15 protein-coding genes are annotated in these 18784 nt (G+C 58.5%); 7 read left to right on the top strand and 8 right to left on the bottom strand.

The features are described from left to right. The first annotated feature begins 723 nt into the window (after positions 1-723). Positions 724-1779: a tyrosine-type recombinase/integrase gene (locus tag GS632_RS18645; protein WP_171722250.1), complete on the top strand. Its 1056-nt coding sequence runs from the start codon at positions 724-726 to the stop codon at positions 1777-1779. 22 nt (positions 1780-1801) lie between these two features. On the opposite strand, the gene GS632_RS18650 is transcribed toward GS632_RS18645, so the two are convergent. Both GS632_RS18650 and GS632_RS18655 read right to left on the bottom strand, forming a co-directional pair. Continuing rightward, on the bottom strand, positions 1802-2824 hold the full coding sequence (locus tag GS632_RS18650; RefSeq protein WP_171722251.1) for a ParB N-terminal domain-containing protein: 1023 nt from the start codon (positions 2822-2824) through the stop codon (positions 1802-1804). A gap of 77 nt (positions 2825-2901) precedes the next feature. Continuing rightward, positions 2902-4314 (bottom strand): AAA family ATPase, encoded by a 1413-nt coding sequence (locus GS632_RS18655; protein ID WP_171722252.1) that lies wholly within the window; start codon positions 4312-4314, stop codon positions 2902-2904. Between the two features lie 401 nt (positions 4315-4715). Here GS632_RS18655 and GS632_RS18660 point away from each other — a divergent pair, with 401 nt between their 5' ends. Beyond that, positions 4716-5723, top strand: a complete 1008-nt coding sequence (locus GS632_RS18660; protein WP_171722253.1) for a replication initiator protein A — start codon at positions 4716-4718, stop codon at positions 5721-5723. 4 nt (positions 5724-5727) lie between these two features. Here the strand turns inward: GS632_RS18660 and GS632_RS18665 are convergent, their stop codons facing one another. The 5 genes from GS632_RS18665 to GS632_RS18685 form a co-directional block, all read right to left on the bottom strand. Beyond that, entirely contained in the window at positions 5728-5931 is a 204-nt protein-coding gene (locus GS632_RS18665; protein ID WP_171722254.1) for a hypothetical protein, read from the bottom strand. Between the two features lie 460 nt (positions 5932-6391). Next, complete coding sequence (locus tag GS632_RS18670; RefSeq protein ID WP_171722255.1) at positions 6392-6577, bottom strand: hypothetical protein; 186 nt, start codon at positions 6575-6577, stop codon at positions 6392-6394. A gap of 636 nt (positions 6578-7213) precedes the next feature. After that, positions 7214-8584 (bottom strand): nucleotide sugar dehydrogenase, encoded by a 1371-nt coding sequence (locus GS632_RS18675; protein ID WP_171722256.1) that lies wholly within the window; start codon positions 8582-8584, stop codon positions 7214-7216. 220 nt (positions 8585-8804) lie between these two features. Beyond that, the gene (locus tag GS632_RS18680; RefSeq protein WP_171722257.1) at positions 8805-9980 is read right to left on the bottom strand and encodes a glycosyltransferase family 1 protein; all 1176 of its coding nucleotides are present in this window, start codon (positions 9978-9980) and stop codon (positions 8805-8807) included. A gap of 67 nt (positions 9981-10047) precedes the next feature. Next, the gene (locus tag GS632_RS18685) at positions 10048-11136 is read right to left on the bottom strand and encodes an NAD-dependent epimerase/dehydratase family protein (protein ID WP_171722258.1); all 1089 of its coding nucleotides are present in this window, start codon (positions 11134-11136) and stop codon (positions 10048-10050) included. Between the two features lie 155 nt (positions 11137-11291). Here GS632_RS18685 and GS632_RS18690 point away from each other — a divergent pair, with 155 nt between their 5' ends. From GS632_RS18690 to GS632_RS18700, 3 genes are all read left to right on the top strand, one after another. After that, positions 11292-12344 (top strand): Gfo/Idh/MocA family protein, encoded by a 1053-nt coding sequence (locus GS632_RS18690; protein ID WP_171722259.1) that lies wholly within the window; start codon positions 11292-11294, stop codon positions 12342-12344. A 97-nt stretch (positions 12345-12441) separates the two neighbouring features. After that, positions 12442-13362 (top strand): hypothetical protein, encoded by a 921-nt coding sequence (locus GS632_RS18695; RefSeq protein ID WP_171722260.1) that lies wholly within the window; start codon positions 12442-12444, stop codon positions 13360-13362. A gap of 3 nt (positions 13363-13365) precedes the next feature. Then, positions 13366-14997: a GMC oxidoreductase gene (locus GS632_RS18700; RefSeq protein WP_171722261.1), complete on the top strand. Its 1632-nt coding sequence runs from the start codon at positions 13366-13368 to the stop codon at positions 14995-14997. 4 nt (positions 14998-15001) lie between these two features. Here GS632_RS18700 and GS632_RS18705 read toward each other — a convergent pair whose 3' ends face one another. Beyond that, positions 15002-16105, bottom strand: coding sequence for a glycosyltransferase family 4 protein (locus GS632_RS18705; RefSeq protein ID WP_171722262.1), 1104 nt, complete (start codon positions 16103-16105; stop codon positions 15002-15004). Between the two features lie 281 nt (positions 16106-16386). Between GS632_RS18705 and GS632_RS18710 the strand changes: the two genes are divergently transcribed. Both GS632_RS18710 and GS632_RS18715 read left to right on the top strand, forming a co-directional pair. Beyond that, the gene (locus tag GS632_RS18710; RefSeq protein WP_171722263.1) at positions 16387-17688 is read left to right on the top strand and encodes a glycosyltransferase family 4 protein; all 1302 of its coding nucleotides are present in this window, start codon (positions 16387-16389) and stop codon (positions 17686-17688) included. Then, the gene (locus GS632_RS18715; protein WP_171722264.1) at positions 17675-18784 is read left to right on the top strand and encodes a formylglycine-generating enzyme family protein; all 1110 of its coding nucleotides are present in this window, start codon (positions 17675-17677) and stop codon (positions 18782-18784) included. The genes GS632_RS18710 and GS632_RS18715 overlap by 14 nt, the downstream gene beginning before the upstream one ends.

Genomic DNA, 18784 nt, shown 5'->3' on the forward strand with positions numbered 1-18784 from the left:
ATCTGGAGTGGGAATTCATCAAGGCGGTGCTGCCCAACAAATCCCGTGGCGTGAACACATCGCATCCCATATTCCAACAGTCTGGCTATCCCCCGGATCGAGCCACATATTCAGCCGACTTATATTCGGAAGGCGGAATGTGAATACCCTTAGATGCTTCGGCCTGGAACCGAAGAGGTATTTTTGAAACTCGAAGCTACAATCACCGAAACACTTTCAGCATCGCCAGCAGAGTTCATGTCTCAGCACAACTTGCACAAACTGTCTTTCCCGGAAGACTTCTTATCCTGTGATGTTCTTTTCTAGTCGGATGGCGACCACTTCAGCAACGCTGGCGAAGAACGATTTGGAAAAAGGATGCAGATTGTTCAGAACGCACGTGCGGTGCTTGGGCTGGAGCGGAAGTAAGGCTCTTGGCGCCTGACGTTTTGCAAACCTCTATTTTAGGCTCTGAAGGTGTAGGCCCCTCCCGCCGGCTCCAATGTTACATTGCGGATTTGCAGATAACCTGACCGGAGGCATCCATGGAGTTAAGTTGACGGCGGATATATCTGTGATAGTTTCCCGGAAACTCGGTATATTAAAAGCTCAATAGAATTAGTATGCAATATAATGTCTTTTTGCGCATTTCTTTTGTAATTCTGAAAAACTGATTTTATACCTGATAAGTATCCCTTATCATGTCTATTGTGATCTGACCGGCTTTGGCGCAGAATGTGCCCCATGAAGCCTCCCGCGCCATATCTTCCCGCCGCCTCCCCTGCCCTGTCGCAAGCCGATCAGGACTCCCTGACAGACCTTTATGTGCGTGGCACCCCTACCAACACGCTGCGGGCTTATGAGCGCGATCTGCTCTACATCACCGCCTGGAAGGCTGCGCGCTTCGGAGTAGCGCTGGACTGGCCGGAAACGGAGACCGCCGCGCTCGCTTTCATCCTGGATCATGCCCGCGATCTCGGGGATGCCCCATCTGATGACCGCGCCCGACAAACTGCGGAGGCGCTGATTGCGCAGGGGTTGCGCCGGTCGCCGGCCTGCCCTGCCCCGTCGACGCTGGACCGGCGCATCGCCTCCTGGCTTGCCTTCCACCGGATGAAGAACCTCGCCTCGCCGTTCGATGCGCCTCAGGTGAAACAGGCCCGCGCCAAGGCGCGCCGCGCCGCAGCTCGGCCCCCTGCCCCGAAGTCGCAACACCCCATCACCCGCGATATTCTCGAACAACTGCTGACCACTTGCCACGGGTCGCGCCGCGATTGCCGCGACCGGGCTTTGCTGATGCTGGGCTGGGCCTCGGGCGGTCGACGGCGGTCGGAAATCACCGCGCTGATGCGCGAGGATGTCAACCTGAAAGCGTTCAAAAAGGAAGGTCTGGTCTGGCTCTCGCTGCTGGAGACCAAGACCACAGCCAAGGGCGAAACCCCGCGACTGGTGCTGAAGGGCCGCGCCGCGCAAGCACTGGTCCATTGGATCGAGGTCGGCGGGATCGACGACGGGCCCCTCTTCCGCCCCATCTCCAAGGCCGACCGGGTGCTGAAGCGTCGGCTGAGCCCGGATGCGATCGCACAGATCGTTCGGCACCGGCTGAAACTGGCCGGGCTGCCGGACGACTTTGCCTCACCCCATGGGTTACGCTCGGGGTTTCTGACTCAGGCCGCACTCGACGGTGCGCCGATCCAAGCCGCCATGCGCCTTTCCCTGCACCGCTCGATGGCACAGGCGCAGAAATATTATGACGATGTCGATATCGCAGAAAATCCAACGGCTGATCTGCTGAGGTGAAGCCTGTTTCGCGCGCGAAACATTAGCTGTCGCGGGATTGTAACCAAGCCCGCAGGTCCGCCAGGAATGCTTCTGACATTCCCCGACCGGAAAGAGTGATCTGCGTTCCGTTCCGGTTCGGCTTCAGCTGAATGTTTCCTATTGTCTCTTTAGGGGATGTATTAGAGTCTGATACAGATGAATTCCCACGTTCTGAGCTGCTGCTATTCACTGCCTGTGTCAGGGTAGACAACTCTGCCTCCGATGTCTCGGCCCCGGCTTTACCCAGCGTTTTGATAAGCGCAGATACCGCCTTTGGATCGTCCTTCAGGACCTTGGCAATCGACAGCCCCAATCGTTCAGGAATGTCCGAAGGGAACTGTAGATGATCATCCAACGCGTGATAGATCGCGATGAACGAGCCAATCTTCGATCGTTTGGCCCGGCTGGCCGATGCGAACAGCCCGCGCAGGGCAGCAGCCTCGTCCGGGTAAACGCCCTGCTCAGCCGCACGGGCCACAATCCGGGCGCGCTCGTAATAGCTAAGCCCGACACGGATTTCGTTTTCCTCGACCATGGCCACATACGCGTCCGAGGCGCTCTGCGGCTGTCTGAGGAAAGCGCGCACGGTTTCAAAGCGGGGCTCGCCCGTCTCCTGTACCAGCGCCCGCAGCGCAGTCATGCGCCGCCAACCCGAGATCAGGCCATACCGCCCTTCGGTCAATTCCACGACCTCGATCGGTGTTTGCTGCCCGCGTGCCTTCAGGCTTTCCTTCAGCGCCTCCATATCCGCGTCATCAGCCGCCATCCGATCACGCACCAGATAGGTCTCCTCGATGGCGTCCAGCGGCAGGCCCTGCACCAAACGACCTTCGGCCCGCGCAGCACGCAATTCTCCGGACAGCTCTTCCAAAGCGGCCTGGGCTGCCGTGGCCCCGGCCACCTGTGCAACCGGTGGTGCGGCGCGGGGTGTCTCAGCGGGGGACATGGGGTTCAACCCGGGGGCAGGGCGATTGTCTTCCAGATAATCCGGCCGGGCTGGGGTCAGTCGTTTGCGTTTAGCCATCACTTTTTCCTCTTCCTGCTCGGATCAGACTCTGTTTCGAGTCATAGAAGACGTGTTTCGCGCGCGAAACATCGCACTCAGAGCGACAATTCCGGTGTTCCCGCCTCTTCGGCCTGCTGGGCCTGCTCTTCACCTCGCCAAACGCCGATCAGCAGCTTCTTGAACGAAGCATAAGTGGCATCAAAGGTTTCTCGCCCGCGCACATAGGTCTCGCGGTTGAAATCGCGGTAATCCGCCTCATAGATGCCGTTGACCTGTTCCCCGGCCTGACCAATCAGCGCCGTGTAGCCCTGCCAGTGTGGCGACAGGGTGCGGCCCAGATAGGCTTGCATCAGCCCCGCCAGCTCGGCTTGCTGACTGCCGTCATAGCGGGTGATGATTGTGCGCACCGCATCCCACTGAAACGCCATCTCGGGCCGTCCAAGCGCGCGGGCGGCCATGTTCTCTCCATCCTCAATGGACTGGAACGTCGAATGCAACATGTCGAAGAATCGGCCGGTGGAGTCGAATTCCAGAAACGAGGCCCCCATGGGCACCAGCAGGATATCCGAGGCCGCCAGCCCGTTGATCGTCAGATAGCCGAGGGCAGGGGGGGTATCGATGAAGATGATGTCATAGTCGTCCAGCACCCCATCCTCGTCCAGCGTGTCGGTCAGTGCATCCCACAGCTTCCAACTGCGGCCCTGCATCCGCCAGACCGGAATTTGAAACTCGGCCCAGTAGAGGTTCAGCTGAGCGCCGATCAGATCGATATTCGGCCAATGGGTGGTCTGGATCAGATCGCTGCTGCGGGTTTTCAGCGCTTCGGACAGGGTGTCGTCAATCGGATGCGGTGCTTCACCCCGGTCAAGCCGCCCCTGATTGTCGCGGCGCAGATGGGTGGCGTAATGGCGGGCGAGCAAGGGGAACACCGTCTGCCATTCATCGCTGACCTTGCCGCCGAAGATTGACGTCATCGAGCCCTGGCTGTCCAGATCAATGACCAGCACCTTGTAGCCGTCCAAAGCAGCAGACATTGCAAGATGCGCGCAGGTCGAGGTCTTGCCGACGCCGCCTTTGAAATTGGCCACCGAAACAATCTTGGCCGGCAACCCTTTGGGTCGGTAGGGACGGTATTCTTTTGCCTTGGATCCTTCTGAGGCAAAATGTGTGCGCAGCCGCAGAACCTCATCCAGGGTGAACCACTTGGCGCCACCTTCCGTCTCGGACTGTCCCTGTGGTAAATCTGGGTTGCTCTTCAACACCCGTCGAAAATGGGCGGGGGCAACAGGGATCAGATATTTGGTAATTTCCCAGGTTGAAAACAGGCGCAGTTTTTTCTGTCCATCTTCCTCCAGATCCCGGTTTGCCAGATCTGCCCGCCCTCGGGCGCAGGCATCTGCAATCTGCGAGAACTCATGGGTTCCGGTTGGTTCGCCCAACTCAGCATGGGCTAGATCAGGATCGATATTGAAATAGGGGGGAAGCCCTTCGGAGGGAACTGCTCGCATTGAAAATCTGCCTATGTGCTATGTTTTGGACAATATACCACAAAATGAAGCATGTGGAAGTATTGTGAGCATAAAACCGAATTTTCTGAGCAAAAATAAGGGGTAAAATCCCTTTGAAACGCTGCTTTTAAGAGTGAGGTAAATAAATATCCAGTTAAAATTTTGTTATTTTAGTAGTTACAGCAGAGTTTAGGTTATTGTAACTATAAGAAAAAAAACAGATTTCCGTGATTTTCGAGTTCAGTAGTGAATCTGATCCCACGATAGTGTGACTCTGAACCCACGTTGCAGTGACTCTGAACCCACGTTCCGGCGGCTTTACGCCTCCTGTGGATAACTCTACGGTAAGCGTCAATAAAACCACGAACAAAGATTCGGGCAGGACATATGGGCAGGGCAGTATGAGCGGGTCAGGGGCGTTGTTGCCTGACCGGCACCCAACGGGCGATTTTTTTGTATGCGATATCTTCGATGCGCTGCCCAAGACAGATATGGGGTCGATGGAGCATCCGATGTTTTCGCTCTCGACCCGGCCGGACCGGCGGATTCTGAATTACGAACATAACGGGGTCGAGATTACTGTGACGCCGTCGGTGCGTGGTTTGGCAACGATCCACGACAAGGACATCCTGATCTTCTGTATCAGTCAGCTGATGGCGGCGATCAATGCGGGTCGGACCGTCAGCCGGGTGTTACATCTGAAGGCGCATGATCTGCTGGTGGCCACCAACCGCGAAACCAGCGGTGACGGTTACAAGCGTCTGCGCGAGGCGTTCGAGCGGCTGGCCGGTACAAGGATCACCACCAACATCGTCACCGGTGAGAAAGAGACCACCACTGGGTTCGGTCTGATCGAAAGCTGGGAGATCGTCCGCCACACCCGGGCGGGCCGGATGGTCAGCGTCAGCGTGAAACTGTCAGACTGGCTGTTTCGGGCGGTGCTGGCGAAATCGGTTCTGACCCTCAGCCGCGATTACTTCCGCCTGCGCAAACCGCTCGAGCGGCGGATCTATGAACTGGCGCGCAAACATTGTGGCCGCCAGCCCGAGTGGCGGATCTCGGTTGAGGTGCTGCTGAAGAAATCGGGGTCAGCCTCACCCCGGCGGGTATTCCGCAAGATGATCCGCGACATGATCACAGCCGACCATCTGCCCGATTATGAGATGACCGAAGAACCCGGTGACCTGATCCGTTTTACCCGGCGGGGTCAGGTGGTCGAAGGGCCGGACAAGCCGATCCTGCCCTCAGAGGCGCTGGAAGAGGCCAGAGCGATGGCCCCGGGCCGCGATGTCTATGCGCTGGAGGCGGACTGGCTGGCCTATTGGGCCGCATCTGGGCGCCCGCAGATCAGAAACCCGCGCCGCGCCTTTCTGGGATATGTAGCCAAGCGAATGGCGGGGCGGGACTAAGGGGTCAGTTGGAATACGCAGGGTTTTCTTTTCTGCCCCAAATCTTTAGCAGTTTTATGACGCAGATTATTGCGGCGGCGGTGAAGATAAAGATCCAGCCAAACAGAATATAGGCCCCAAATGCCATCAGAAGGGAAGAGCCGGACAGCAGGGCTATGCCGCCAGCACACAGGCCAACAAGAACGGCTAATCCGATAATCCCCATCATGCCTTCCAAGCCCTCCGGTTCTGGCTTTGGTGTTTGCCAATCCTCAAATGAGCCATGGCTATGCCATTGGGCATCTGCCCAATACGATTCCGGCGCGAAATCATGGCAAAACTATGGGCCCCTGAGGGTTAAAATTTGGTTATTTGGACCTGACGGAGCTTTGCTCCACTACTCGTGCTGCACTGCTTATCAATTATTGAGACATGAAAATGTCTGATCAGATAGTTTCGCAAATTGTTTACATCGTCAACGCATCGCACATGAAATCATCAAGTAAGGCATAAAATCGCGCAGTGTTTAAAAACGACACTGGTCTGACGCGATGGGCAGAAAATTTAGTTACCGCGGCTTAGACGTCATCTTGTACGGTGGACGGCCAGCTGCCTCTTACGGCCCGGCTTCCGAAATGGTTGTTCGATCCAGCGCCAGCTGGCCCATGCGACGAGTGGTGAAATAGCAATCATGACAATGCTGCTTTTGGAGCCGAGGTTGTACCCTTTGCCTGTGTAGTCTCGAAAAAATCGAACAGCACATAATGCCAAAGATAGAGAGAAAATGAAATCAAGCCGATCCCGACAAAGGCGAGTATCTCTGCAATAACCCGTTGAGTAGAGGATATCCGGGCTGCAGAAAGCAGAATTCCCATTAACGACTCCCAGGCCCAGAGTTGAGGCATGAAAATATGTAATCTTCATAATACGCTGTGGCCATTGCTGCCCAAATGAAAGATGCGAGCGCAATAATGGAAAACGTCAGGAAGAGGCCAATCGAATAGCGTGCGGCCAAAATGACGGCGAGCGGAAAGACAAGATAGAATTGTTCCACAATCCCAAGCGACCAAGTGTGGAGCGCATGTTTGCTGTTGAACCACTCCGAACCAAGGGCAAACAGAAAGTTGGAAATTGAAACGGCTGCGCTCAAGATAACCCAGAGCTTTCAACTCTTCAAAATGATCCCGGAAAAGAGAAAGCGGAAATGACAAAGAAGATATCGACCCCGATGAACCCGTCAGGCAAAAAATTCAGCCGGGTATGCTCAATGACACGAGCCCTCACGAGCCCTACTGCCACGGTCCGCGGCCATCCACATCTCTCCGTTGCTCCATGTAAGGTACCTTCACTAATGAGATACGCAGACCCAGCGTAGTAAGCCAATTTCTAGCAGGTGAAACTTGGCCTCCGTGTCAATACTACAGTACCCTTCGCCTTACTGTTTCGATGGTGTGGTTCTGGAGGGTAGACTCACAAATTGCGCTTCCAAGTCTTGTTGAGAAGGTGTGTGATCACATCTTCACCAACCGCCCATCAGTCACTTCGATCCCCTGCTTTTCAAAAACATTCCGCGTATCGAACACCAAGACTGCTTCGCGGGCAACCAGATCGTAATCCGGGGCGCTGTGATCGGTGATTACGGCCACAGCAGCATAGCGTTTCAGGGTGTCTGCCGTCAGCGGCTGCGAGGTCCGGCCCGCCAGCTGCGGGTATTCGCCGCCTTCGGGCAGGCGCGGGAAATAAGGGTCGTGATAGTCGACCTCGGCGCCCAGCTTCTCGAGCTCGTCCAGCAACACCAGCGCCGGGCTGCGGCGGGTGTCCTCGACATCGCGCTTATAGGCGATGCCCATCAGCAGGATGCGCTGTCCGGTCAGGGGCTGACCGGTCTCTGCCAGCGCCGACCCGTGGCGTGCGGCCAGTTCTACTGCCATGCGTGCCGCCAGCATTTCCGGCACCGCATCATTGCTGGAGCGTGCCAGATTGATGATCGGTGTATCAGATCCTGCATCCGCGGCGCGCCAGGCCAGATAGGCCGGAGACACCGGGATGCAGGCCCCACCAATTCCAGGGCCGGGATAGAAGGGCATGAAGCCAAACGGCTTGGTCGCCGCAGCCGCGATCACTTCCCAGACATCCACGTCCATTGCTTCAAGCGCGGTCTTCAATTCGTTGACCAGCGCAATATTGACGGTGCGAAAGCTGTTTTCGACCAGTTTCACCGCCTCGGCTGTGGCGGCCGAACTGACCGGCACGGCGCTGGTGACGATGGCGCGATAGAAATCCTCGACCAGTTGCCGCGATTGCGGATCGTCGGCACCGACCACCTTGGGAATGCTGTGTGTGTCGAATGTGTCATTGCCGGGGTCTTCGCGCTCGGGCGAGAAGGCCAGGAAGAAATCGGAACCTGCGCGCAGACCGCCTGCTTCCAGAATAGGCTGAACCAGAGTCGTCGTGGCTCCGGGCCAGACGCTGCTTTCCAGCACCACCATCTGACCGGGACGCAGATGCTGTGCGATGGTCTCTGCGGCCGCCGCGACAAAGCGCATATCCGGGTCCTGCGCGTCGGTCAGCGGAGTCGGCACACAGATCAGGATGATATCGGCCTCGGCCAGAGCGGCGGCATCCTGCGTCGCGCGGAACTTGCCGCTGCTGACGGCCTGCGCAATCCGGTCCTGCGCCAGATACGATATGACCTGATCGCCCTGATTGATCCGCGCCACCCGGTCGGGGTTGAGGTCAACACCGGTGGTGTCGAAACCTTTGTCATAAGCGGTCAGAGCCAGGGGCAGGCCGACATAGCCCAGCCCCACCACGGCAACCCGCGCATCGCGCGCCGCAATAAGCTGTTTTAGGGGCTGATGGTGCGAGGTTTCGTAATTCATAATCTATCCTGATCGTACAAAGTCACACTGAAATCAATTGGCATCCTGGGTGCCGAAAATTCCACCCCTCTTCACGGATAGGGTGGAATGGGTGCGAATCCAATATATTTGTCTGCCCGGTTCGAGACTGCAGTACCGTGTTTCCAGAAAGGGCTTAATTTTTGGGTCATGGCGACATTGTTGAGGATTTTCTGACAAACCGAAACCGGACAAATTTTTCTCATTTCGGGCGCAACGCCTGCCGAAACGATGCCTCGGCCAGTTCCGCGCCCTTATCCCAGCTAAAGCCTGCGGCCTGTGCCAGCGCCTTTTGCGACAGATCGGTTTGCAGGCCCGGCTCGCGCAGCAGGCGGATGGCCTGATCGGCCAGGGCCTGGCTGGACAGAGGGTCGAAATACAGCCCGCCATCGCCCACCACTTCCGGCAGGCTGCCGCGATCCGAGGACAGAACCGGCGTGCCGCAGGACATTGCTTCGAGCGCGGGCAGGCCGAACCCCTCCCACAGCGACGGGAAGACCAGCGCATCGGCAGCGTTCAGCAAGGCGGCCAGTTCGGGGTCATCGATCTCGCCGGTGAAGACGATGCTTTCAGACCGGGCCGCATCGGCGGCGGCACTGGCCTTGAGGTCTTCGATGTTGTCCCAGAACCGTGCACCGGTGGTGCGTCCGACAATGGCCAGACGTGTGTCCGGCACTTTTGCCAGGATTTCGGGCATCGCCTCGATCAGCCGCAGCACGTTCTTGTGCCGGTTGAACCCGCCCACATAGACCAGCAAAGGGGCGTCGGACGGAACGCCATAAGCCTGGCGCGTCTGGGCCAGAAGCTGTGTGTCGTGGATTTGCTGAAAGACTGGCTCGGCCCCTTCGGTGATGATGTCGGTGCGCGCGGCGGGAATGCGCAGGATGCGTTCCAGATCATCGGCGGACGCTTGCGAGATGGTCATGATCCGCGTCGCCTGTTTCTTGGCTAACCAGCATTTCGCCTGCCACAGGCGGAAGTTCAGCTTTTTGGGGAAGATGAGATCGGGAAAGCGCTCGGGAATGGTGTCATGAAAACACACGACCGAAGGCCGCCGGGCCAGTTGCGGGAAATAGGAATAGACTGCCGGGTAGAAGAATAGATCGCAGTCCATCTGCCGCGCGGATTTGGCCATGGTCATCAGATCCGCCCCGCCGCGCGCCGAAGCGCCCGAGGAGGCCTCGGACATTGACCTGTCAGACCCGGCGATCCGGATGTCGACGCCTTCGGGCACAGGGCGCGTGGGTTCCTGATCGAACAGCAGCGTATAACGGAACTTCGATTGCCGGGCGGCCAGAGCGGGGATCAGATTGCGGGTGAACCGCCCAAAGCCACGTTCGTTTTCCCAGGAACTGGCGTCTACGCCGATATGCAGCATGCTTTTGCCTTGATAGCGGCCCTGAAATCCGGACCATACGGTTGCGTTTCAAATGATGGGCATGGCGTCAGCCAAACCGGCCCCTCAAATAGTCTGCTGTCGCCGCCAATCCTTTTTCAAGCGGATAGTCGGGCTGATAGCCCAGCCGCGCCTGCGCCTGCGCGATGCTGCACCTGCCCTTGGCGGCAAAAAGGTCCAGCAGATGCCGGTCGGGATAGGCTGCGCCATCGCCCGAAGACACGCGCCTTTTGATGGCACGCACCAATGCTTCAAACCGCTCGCGCCCCAGCAGCGTGCGGCCAAGCGCACTGATCCGGGCCGCAACCGAGAGGGTCTCGGGACCCGCGTCATGATCCGGCTCGGGGCCCAATCGGTCTGAAAGGTTCTGATACGGTTCAAACTGCAGCTCGCCCTTGCCGATGATCCGGGAATAGCCCGACAGCAGGTCCGACCAGGCCACCGGCTCAGGCCCCGAGATGACAAAGCGTTCCTGGCCCAGATCCTCCAGCACGGCCGCCCTGAGGATAGCCTGCACCACATCGTCGACGAACACGGCATTACACAGGCCCTCGGGTTGCGGCAGAATCTGTGCGCCAGCGGCAAGGTTTTCTGTCAGCTGATTGGTCCACAGGGCGCTGCCGGGCCCGTAAATCAAGGTCGGTTGCAGTATGGCCGCCGGGATCGGCCCGGCCATCAGTTGTTTTTCCATCTCGATCTTGGCTTGGCGGTAGGGGCTGCCGCCGGGGCGTTGCATGGGGCTGGTTTCATCCAGATCCTCGCTGGGCCAGATATCATAAACCACGATAGAGCTGGTATGGACGATCCGCCCGATGCCAGCATCCTGTGCCGCGCCAGCAAGCGCGTTGAAATCCGACAAGTTCTTTTTGGACGTGGCGCGCACGTCATAGGCCAGATGGACCAGTATATCGTGACCGCGCAGGGCCTCTGTGATTGCCGCCCGGTCGCCCAGGGCTGCGGTGACGACGGTGACGCCCTTCGCCTCCAGATCGTTCGCGCCGTGACGGCTGCGCAACAGGGCCGTGACCCGCGCGCCGTTTTTCAGAAGGGCCGGAATCAGACGCGCCCCAAGGAATCCCGTTGCGCCGGTGACAAAGACCGTCTGCCCCTGCAGTTTTTCCGAGCCGGTGAAGTTCACTGTTGCCAATCCTTATTCAATTCAAATCGAGGCATGAAATCGTTGCACCTCAGAAGCCTAGCGCAGGGTGGTTGCGCATGCTACTCCGTTAACAGATGATCTGCTGTTATAGATGTCCGGGGTGTAACACCCCATGGTTTTGAGTGAGGAATTTTATGAGGATCGGTGTGATCGGCGCAGCCGGCAAGATCGGGCAGATGCGCGTGCAGACCATTATCGACAACCCTGACACGACACTTGCCGCAGTTGTGGATATGGACATGCACCGGGCCGAAGCCGTGGCCAATGGCGCACCAGCCTTTACCGATGCGGACAGGTTTTTTGACGTCGGCATGGACGCGGTCGTTATTTCGACCCCGGCGCATGTGCGTGAACCTTTGTGCCTGACAGCCTTTGATCGCGGGCTGCATGTGCTGGCGGAAAAGCCGCTGGCCAACACGGCCGAGGCCAGCCGCAGGATCGTTGCCGCAGCTCGGGTGGCGGGTAGGGCTTTGGGCGGCGGGTTCAACATGCGCTATTACCCGGCCTTTTCCTATGTGAAGGACGTCATCGGGTCGGGCCAGATCGGAGAGGTCGATCATGTGCGCATCTATGGCGGGCACGAGGGTCTGACGAAATTCGTGCATGACTGGGAATACAAGTCCGATATTTCTGGCGGCGGGGCGCTATGGGACGTGGGGATTCACATGACCGACATGGCCCGTCATATGCTAGGGGAGATCACCAGCGTTTACGGCGTCGCTACCGAAAAGGTCTGGAAAGAGCCGGGCTCTGAAGACAATGCCATGGCGATCTTCAAAAACCCTGACGGCATCTCGGCGATGTATCAGGCAACCTGGACAGATTGGAAAGGCTACAAAAGCCAGATCGAGGTCTATGGCAGCAAAGGTATGGTGCGCGGGGCTTATGCACCAATGGAAACACTGCTGATCACCATGGACCGCCCGGGCGGCAAGCCCACCCGTCAGCATCGCCGTTATCCCGGGATCATGCTGCGGGAAAAGCTGAAATCGTGGAAAACCACGGCTCTGTTGTCATTTGCCGATGAGCTGCAGGAATTTGTCGGTCTTTGTGCAGGGCAGACCGGATTGCGTATTTCCGATGGCCACGCCGCCTTGCGCGCGATCGAGGTTGCGGATGCGGTGCGCGCAAGCAATGCATCAGGCCAGCCGGTCACGCTTGAGGCGCTGGGGGACATGGCCGCATGACATCGGATCGGTTCCCAGACGGCGCTTGGCATCCCGACCGCGCCGCGTCAGTATCTGCCTTGAAGAAGCAGGGTTTTTCCAGTTGCAGGAGCTTGAGATGACAGATCATCCAATGCTTTCCATTGTCGTGACCATTGTCGATGGCGGCATCTACCTGCGCGACTTTCTGGTGTCGGTCGTTGCATTCGATGACCCGCCACCGCTGGAAATCATCGTACCCTATGATGCAAGCGTCTCGGACGCTGCTGATTACGCGGCAGAATTCCCGGATGTGAACTTTCTGGACCTGGGGCCCATCACGCTCGCCCGCCCCATTACATCCGAGGCAGGCCAGCATGAGCTATTTGACCGCAGACGGGCCGCAGGGCTGGCGGCCGCCACCGGCGATGTGATCGCAATCCTCGAAGATCGCGGGCATCCACGCCCGGGTTGGGCGCGTACCGTCATGCGCCTGCATGCGGAAACCGGCAAGAATGTCATCGGCGGTGCCATTGACTGTAAGGAACCGGTCTCGCTGCTGAACTGGGCGTTCTACGTGACCGATTTCGGGCGCTATGGCCTGCCTTTTGACAGTGGCCCTGCCGAATGGGTCTCGGACGTGAACGTCACCTACAGTCGGAAGGCGTTGGAGGCGACCCGCCATCTGTGGAAGGACCGCTTTCGCGAGCCGGTCGTGCATTGGTTCCTGATCGAACAGGGCGAAGAACTGCTGCTGTCCAATGAACTGGTAGTCGATCATGTGCGCCCCCCGGCCACGTTGGGTCGGCTGCTGCCGGAACGGTTTCACTGGGGGCGTCTGTTCGGTCATATCCGGGCCATGCATATGGGCGGCGCAAAGCGGTTGGCCTATATCCTGTCCAGCCCGCTGATCCCACCGGTTCTGTGGGTGCGCCATGGCCTGACACAGGCGGGCAAGGAGCGGCTTCTGCGTTACCTGGCAGCACTGCCTTACATCATCATCCTGACCACCGCCTGGACCTGTGGCGAGGTCTGGGGCTACATAACGCGCAGGCCCTGAGCGATGCGGGCGACCGGACCAGAATACGACGTCATCGTCATTGGCTCCGGCGCCGCCGGGGGATGGGTTGCGAAAGAAACAAGCGAGCGCGGCTGCCGGACGCTGATGCTGGAAGCCGGTCGCACACTGGACCCCAAGGATGATTTCCCCGACAGCGATCGCGCGGGCGGATCCCGTGTCAGCATCCTCAACCGCGTCATGGCGATCCTGCGCGGCCAGCATGTGCAGGCGCGCTGCATGTCTTTCACGCCGTTGACCGGGCATCTGTTCGTCAATGACCGGAAGAACCCCTACACCACGCCGAGCGGGATCCATTTCAACTGGTTCCGGTCCCGTCAGGTCGGCGGGCGGCTGCATTTGTGGGGGCGCAATGCGCTGCGCCTTTCGGATCAGGAATTCAGGGCAGCCGAACAGGATGGGTTTGGCGACAACTGGCCGATTTCCTATGCTGATCTCGATCCCTGGTATGATCGGGTTGAACAGTTTCTGGGCGTCGCGGGCGAGGCCGCGCAGATCGAAAACCTGCCCGATGGCATCTACGACGCTCCGCACCCGCTGACCAAGGCTGAACGCGCGCTCATGGACGAACTGGCGCAGAAATGGCCTGATCGCCCCGCCACCACCTGCCGGATCATCCGTCATGTGCCCGCGCGGACACCTCTGCCCCTGACCGCCGCGCAGGCCAGCGGGAATTTCGAGCTGCGCAGCGGGGCGGTGGTGTCAAAGATCGAAACCGATGCACAGACTGGTCTGGCGACTGGTGTTCGTTATATCGACACGGCCAGCGGGCAGGAGCACACGGTGACGGCGCAAGTGATTGCGGTTTGCGCCTCGACCATTGAATCCGTGCGGCTTCTGCTGAATTCCCACGGGCCGCAGCATACCCAGGGGCTGGGCAATTCATCGGGCAATCTGGGGCGCTACCTGTCGGATCACCTGATGGTCTTTCGCGCAGGCACCCTGCCAGAGGTCGAAGGGCTGGGACCTGATCACGACCCGTATGATTTCGGGGCCCAATCCGGTGTCTACATCCCCGGTTTCCGCAATCGTGGCGGGCTTGACGATTGCGGTTTTTTGCGCAGCTATTCTCTGCTGGGCTCTGTGGGGCGGATTGAACCGGGCTGGTTTTTCATGGCGATCGGAGAGGTCCTGCCGCGTGCCGAAAACCGGATCGAGCTTGACCCGCATAAACGCGATGTTTGGGGCATCCCCGCGCCCAAGGTCACGTTGCGCCATTCCGACAATGAACGGGCGATGGTGCAGGACATGAAAGATACGCTGAAGGATGTGTCACAAACCTTCGGATTGCCCGATGACCTGCTGGGGCGCGAAAGCCTGATCTCGAAACTGGCGTATAAAATTGCCGGACCGCTGGTCTATACCCCAGACGGCGCTTTGCAGCCGGGATCGTCGATCCACGAAACCGGAGGGGCATGTATGGGCGATGATCCAGCCCGGCATGTGCTGAATGGGGATCTGGAGGTCTATGACTGTCCCAATGTCCACGTCACGGACTCGGCGTCCTTCCCGACCAATCCGTTTCAAAACCCGGGCCTGACCATCATGGCCCTGTCAGCCCGCGCAGGCGCGCGGATTGCCGAAAAGGTCACCCATGAACGGGAGCGCGACATATGACACGTCAATTGCGGTGCCGCGCCACCAGATCGTAGTAGGTTTTTTCAAACTGGTGATGCACCCAATCCGGGTCAAAGCGATCTTCGCGGCCGCGTTTCAGGGCATTGTCCGCAAGCGTTTTCCGATGCCCTTCGTCCGACAGAACATCTGCCACAGCCGTGCAGATTGCGTCTATATCGCCGATGGGAACCACCGCACCGACGCTGTTGTCGATCAGTTCGACCACGCCGGAACAGGCGGTTGCCACGGCGGGTGTTCCGGCCTGAAAAGCCTCGGCGATTGTAAACGGCAGCGCTTCCCAACGTGATGTCAGCAGGAACAGATCAGCCGCGCGCAGGTGACGGATCGGTTTATCTGTCCGGCCGATGAATTGCAGATGCTTGCCAACCCCCTTTTCCTGCGCCAGAGCATGCAGCTTCGCCTCATCCGGCCCGTCGCCCGCAACGACGAAGCGGTACCCGGGATGGGTCTGCTTCATCCGTGTGACGCAATCGATCAGAATATCGATCCCTTTCTGTGTTTGCAGACGCGCCAGTGTAAGAATCACCCGCCTGCCATCCCCGAGCAATTTTGACCGTAGTTCGGCGATCTCTTCGGCGCTGTCTTCGGGCGGAGGAGACACGCCTAGGCCGATCACCTTCAACTTATCCTTCGGCACATTGCCGATGGTCGCCAGATCTTCGGCCGAGCGATGGCTGGGCGTGATCACCAGATCGCATTTTGCGGCAATCCGGCCAAAGGCGGAAATCCGTTCGGGTTCGGACCCATGATAGGTGACAGCAACCGGAATGCGCCGTCCGGTGCGGGCCAGATTGGCGACCAGAGCAGGTGCGGATTCATGACAATGGATCAAATCGACCGGGTTTCCCGCCAGCCAGCGCCGCAACTGCCAGGCCGCGTCGGCCGTATAGCGCAGCCGGTTGACGATGCTGCCGCCGTCGCCTGCGACATAGCGGGTGGGCAAATCCAGAAATCCGTCGCCCCGGTCCGGACCGGCCCAGATATCGGCGGTGCCTGCCAGCGTGATGCGATGGTTTCTGGCTTCCAGCCAGTCGCTCAGCCCGAGGATATGCCGGGTGATGCCGCCCATGCCAAACTGGGAACCCATTTCGACGACATGAAGGGGATTTGAAGAAGGTGCAGTTTGCATCTGATGTAGGTCTGGCCAAATTTCTCAACAATCGCGCGATCATAACATGCGCGCATTATTTGCCCATGTCAGGATGGCTAATCCTTCCAGCGCGTGTGTATTTGCAGCATGTACGCAACACAAGGTAAGAACCAACCGGTTACACAGGTTAGGACTTTAGATTGCCATATTGATTGTGTCTTATACTGGACAGTTATTAGTAGCCCGGTACGATCCGCATGCAGTCATTGCGCATTTTGATGTTCACCACATTTTACCCACCCTATTCCTTCGGTGGTGATGCCGTGGGCATTCAACGCATGGCGCGGGCGCTGGTGGCGCGCGGTCATGACGTGACGGTGGTGCATGATGAAGACAGCTATTTGATCCTTGGCGGCAAACCTCAGCCCGAGGGCGACCCCGACGGGGTGCGACGGATCGGGCTGCGCAGCCGCAATGGCATGATTTCGAACCTGCTGACCCAGCAGTTGGGTCGTCCGGTGGTGCACGCGGGGCGAATCCGCGAGATTATGGCCGAGCGGCAGCCGGATATCATCTGGCACAACAATACCTCTCTGATTGGCGGCCCCGGCCTTTTGCCGATGGGCGAGGGACTTAAAGCCTACGAGGCGCATGAGCACTGGCTGGTTTGCCCCACCCATGTGCTATGGCGGCATGGGCGTGAGATCTGTGATGCCCGCCAATGCCTGCGCTGTGTGCTGAACTACAGACGCCCACCGCAGCTCTGGCGTTATACCGGGGCGCTGGACCGGGCGCTGGATCAGATGGATCTGATCATCGCCAAAAGCGAATTCAGCCGCGCCAAACATCGTGAATTCGGGCTGCGTCAGGATATGCAGGTGCTGCCCTATTTCTTGCCCGATCTGGATCAAGACGCTCTGCCGGAACCGGCGGCACACAACCGCCCCTATTTCCTGTTTGTCGGGCGGCTGGAAAAGATCAAAGGGTTGCAGGATGTATTTCCGGCCTTTGACCGCTATCCGGATGCGGATTTGCTGATCCTTGGGGACGGGGACTATGCGGATGAGCTGAAAGCACAGGCCGCAGGCAATGACCGGATCAAATTTCTGGGCCGCAAAACACTTGAGGAACTCAACGCCTATTACCGCGGTGCCATCGGTCTGATCGTGCCGTCCGTATGCTACGAGACTTTTGGCATCATCCTGATCGAAAGCTTCCGGCTGGGTACGCCGGTGATCGCCCGGCGGTTGGGACCCTTCCCCGAGATCGTCGAGCGGGCAGGCGGTGGATCGTTGTTCGAGACCAAAGACGACCTGATCGCCGCGATGCGTGATCTGCAGCATCAGCCCGACCGGCGCGAAGGGCAGGGCACGGCCGCACGCTCTGCGTTTCTGGATATCTGGCACGAAACCTCGGTGCTTGAGGCTTATGGGGTCGCTCTGGCCCGTGCGGCGCATGACAAAGGCGATCGCGCGTTGGCCAAAGTGCTGGAGGCCGGGGCGTTTGAGACCGGGGCGGTCAACCAAATACCCGCCGGGCTTGTGGACAAGCAGGAAGGATTTCCAAATGGCGTTCAGTAGAGCTTCAGCCAGACCAGAGAAAGGGTCCTTTGTCGGAGGCGTGTTTCGATGGGCACTGCACCTGCTTTGGGTCATATTGTCCGGGGTGCTGGTGGTCTTCGCGCTATTTGTGGGTTTCCTTCTGTTGGTTGTGGTTGCCAACACCGCACTGCGCGATCTTGAGATCACAATGCGTAAAACCGTAGAGCAGGAACAATTGCCCGAGCCCGGTTTGTCAGGCCTGCAGCTGGTCGCACTGTCGGCCACAGCACAGGTGCTTCCTCTGCATCAGCCTGGATATCAAATGTTTACGCTCGGCCGGGTTTTCCGCGACTGTGCCGATTGTCCGGAAATGATCGAAGTTCCCAAAGGGTATTTCCTGCTTGGGTCTCCAATCTTTGAAGAGGGGCGGTATGCGCATCTGTTTAGCCACACACCTCTTCGGGCTCAGTTCAAATTGGCCAATCGCGAGGGTCCCCGGCGTTTGGCACGCATTCCACGCGCGCTGGCTTTTTCCCGCTATGAGATCACGTATGAACAGTGGAGGCGGGCACAGGAAGATCCGGACTGGCAGGTGATCACCGGACAAGAACCATACCTTCCAGACTTGGGGGAAGATTATCGCGATGATCAGCCTATGACCTTGATCGATTGGAGCGATGCAAACGCTTACGCGACCTATCTGAGCTCCAAGACGGGGCAGACCTACCGCCTGCCCACGGATGCTGAGTGGGAATATGCCGCCCGGGCGGGAACCGTAACGCGGTTCTCATGGGGGAACGATATCGGGAAAAACAACGCGAACTGCATCAACTGTTCATCCTTGTGGCCCGAGCGCAAACCAGGTCCCGTTGGACTGCACCCGCCCAATGATTTCGGCCTTTATGATATGCACGGCAACGGTTTTGAATGGGTCGAGGATTGTTACGAGGCTTATCTTGACCCGGTGATGATCGATGGTTCGGCCTTTGTGCAGGAGGCTTGCGAGTTTCGAACAATTCGCGGGGGCGGTCCGTCCTCTCCGGCCTGGCAGAACCGGTCCGGATTTCGGGTTGGACCACATTACTACAATCGTGGCCACGGTCATGCCATTCGTCTTGTTCGAGAGTTGAATTAG

This window comes from Ruegeria sp. HKCCD7296 (assembly GCF_013110775.1).
Lineage (GTDB): Bacteria > Pseudomonadota > Alphaproteobacteria > Rhodobacterales > Rhodobacteraceae > Ruegeria.

Excerpts from the sequence above, each read along its gene's own strand:
- GS632_RS18645 (WP_171722250.1), top strand. The coding sequence starts at position 724 with ATGAAGCCTCCCGCGCCATATCTTCCCGCCGCCTCCCCTGCCCTGTCG.
- GS632_RS18650 (WP_171722251.1), bottom strand. The coding sequence starts at position 2,824 with ATGGCTAAACGCAAACGACTGACCCCAGCCCGGCCGGATTATCTGGAA.
- GS632_RS18655 (WP_171722252.1), bottom strand. The coding sequence starts at position 4,314 with ATGCGAGCAGTTCCCTCCGAAGGGCTTCCCCCCTATTTCAATATCGAT.
- GS632_RS18660 (WP_171722253.1), top strand. The coding sequence starts at position 4,716 with ATGAGCGGGTCAGGGGCGTTGTTGCCTGACCGGCACCCAACGGGCGAT.
- GS632_RS18665 (WP_171722254.1), bottom strand. The coding sequence starts at position 5,931 with ATGATGGGGATTATCGGATTAGCCGTTCTTGTTGGCCTGTGTGCTGGC.
- GS632_RS18670 (WP_171722255.1), bottom strand. The coding sequence starts at position 6,577 with ATGGGAATTCTGCTTTCTGCAGCCCGGATATCCTCTACTCAACGGGTT.
- GS632_RS18675 (WP_171722256.1), bottom strand. The coding sequence starts at position 8,584 with ATGAATTACGAAACCTCGCACCATCAGCCCCTAAAACAGCTTATTGCG.
- GS632_RS18680 (WP_171722257.1), bottom strand. The coding sequence starts at position 9,980 with ATGCTGCATATCGGCGTAGACGCCAGTTCCTGGGAAAACGAACGTGGC.
- GS632_RS18690 (WP_171722259.1), top strand. The coding sequence starts at position 11,292 with ATGAGGATCGGTGTGATCGGCGCAGCCGGCAAGATCGGGCAGATGCGC.
- GS632_RS18695 (WP_171722260.1), top strand. The coding sequence starts at position 12,442 with ATGACAGATCATCCAATGCTTTCCATTGTCGTGACCATTGTCGATGGC.
- GS632_RS18700 (WP_171722261.1), top strand. The coding sequence starts at position 13,366 with ATGCGGGCGACCGGACCAGAATACGACGTCATCGTCATTGGCTCCGGC.
- GS632_RS18705 (WP_171722262.1), bottom strand. The coding sequence starts at position 16,105 with ATGGGTTCCCAGTTTGGCATGGGCGGCATCACCCGGCATATCCTCGGG.
- GS632_RS18710 (WP_171722263.1), top strand. The coding sequence starts at position 16,387 with ATGTTCACCACATTTTACCCACCCTATTCCTTCGGTGGTGATGCCGTG.
- GS632_RS18715 (WP_171722264.1), top strand. The coding sequence starts at position 17,675 with ATGGCGTTCAGTAGAGCTTCAGCCAGACCAGAGAAAGGGTCCTTTGTC.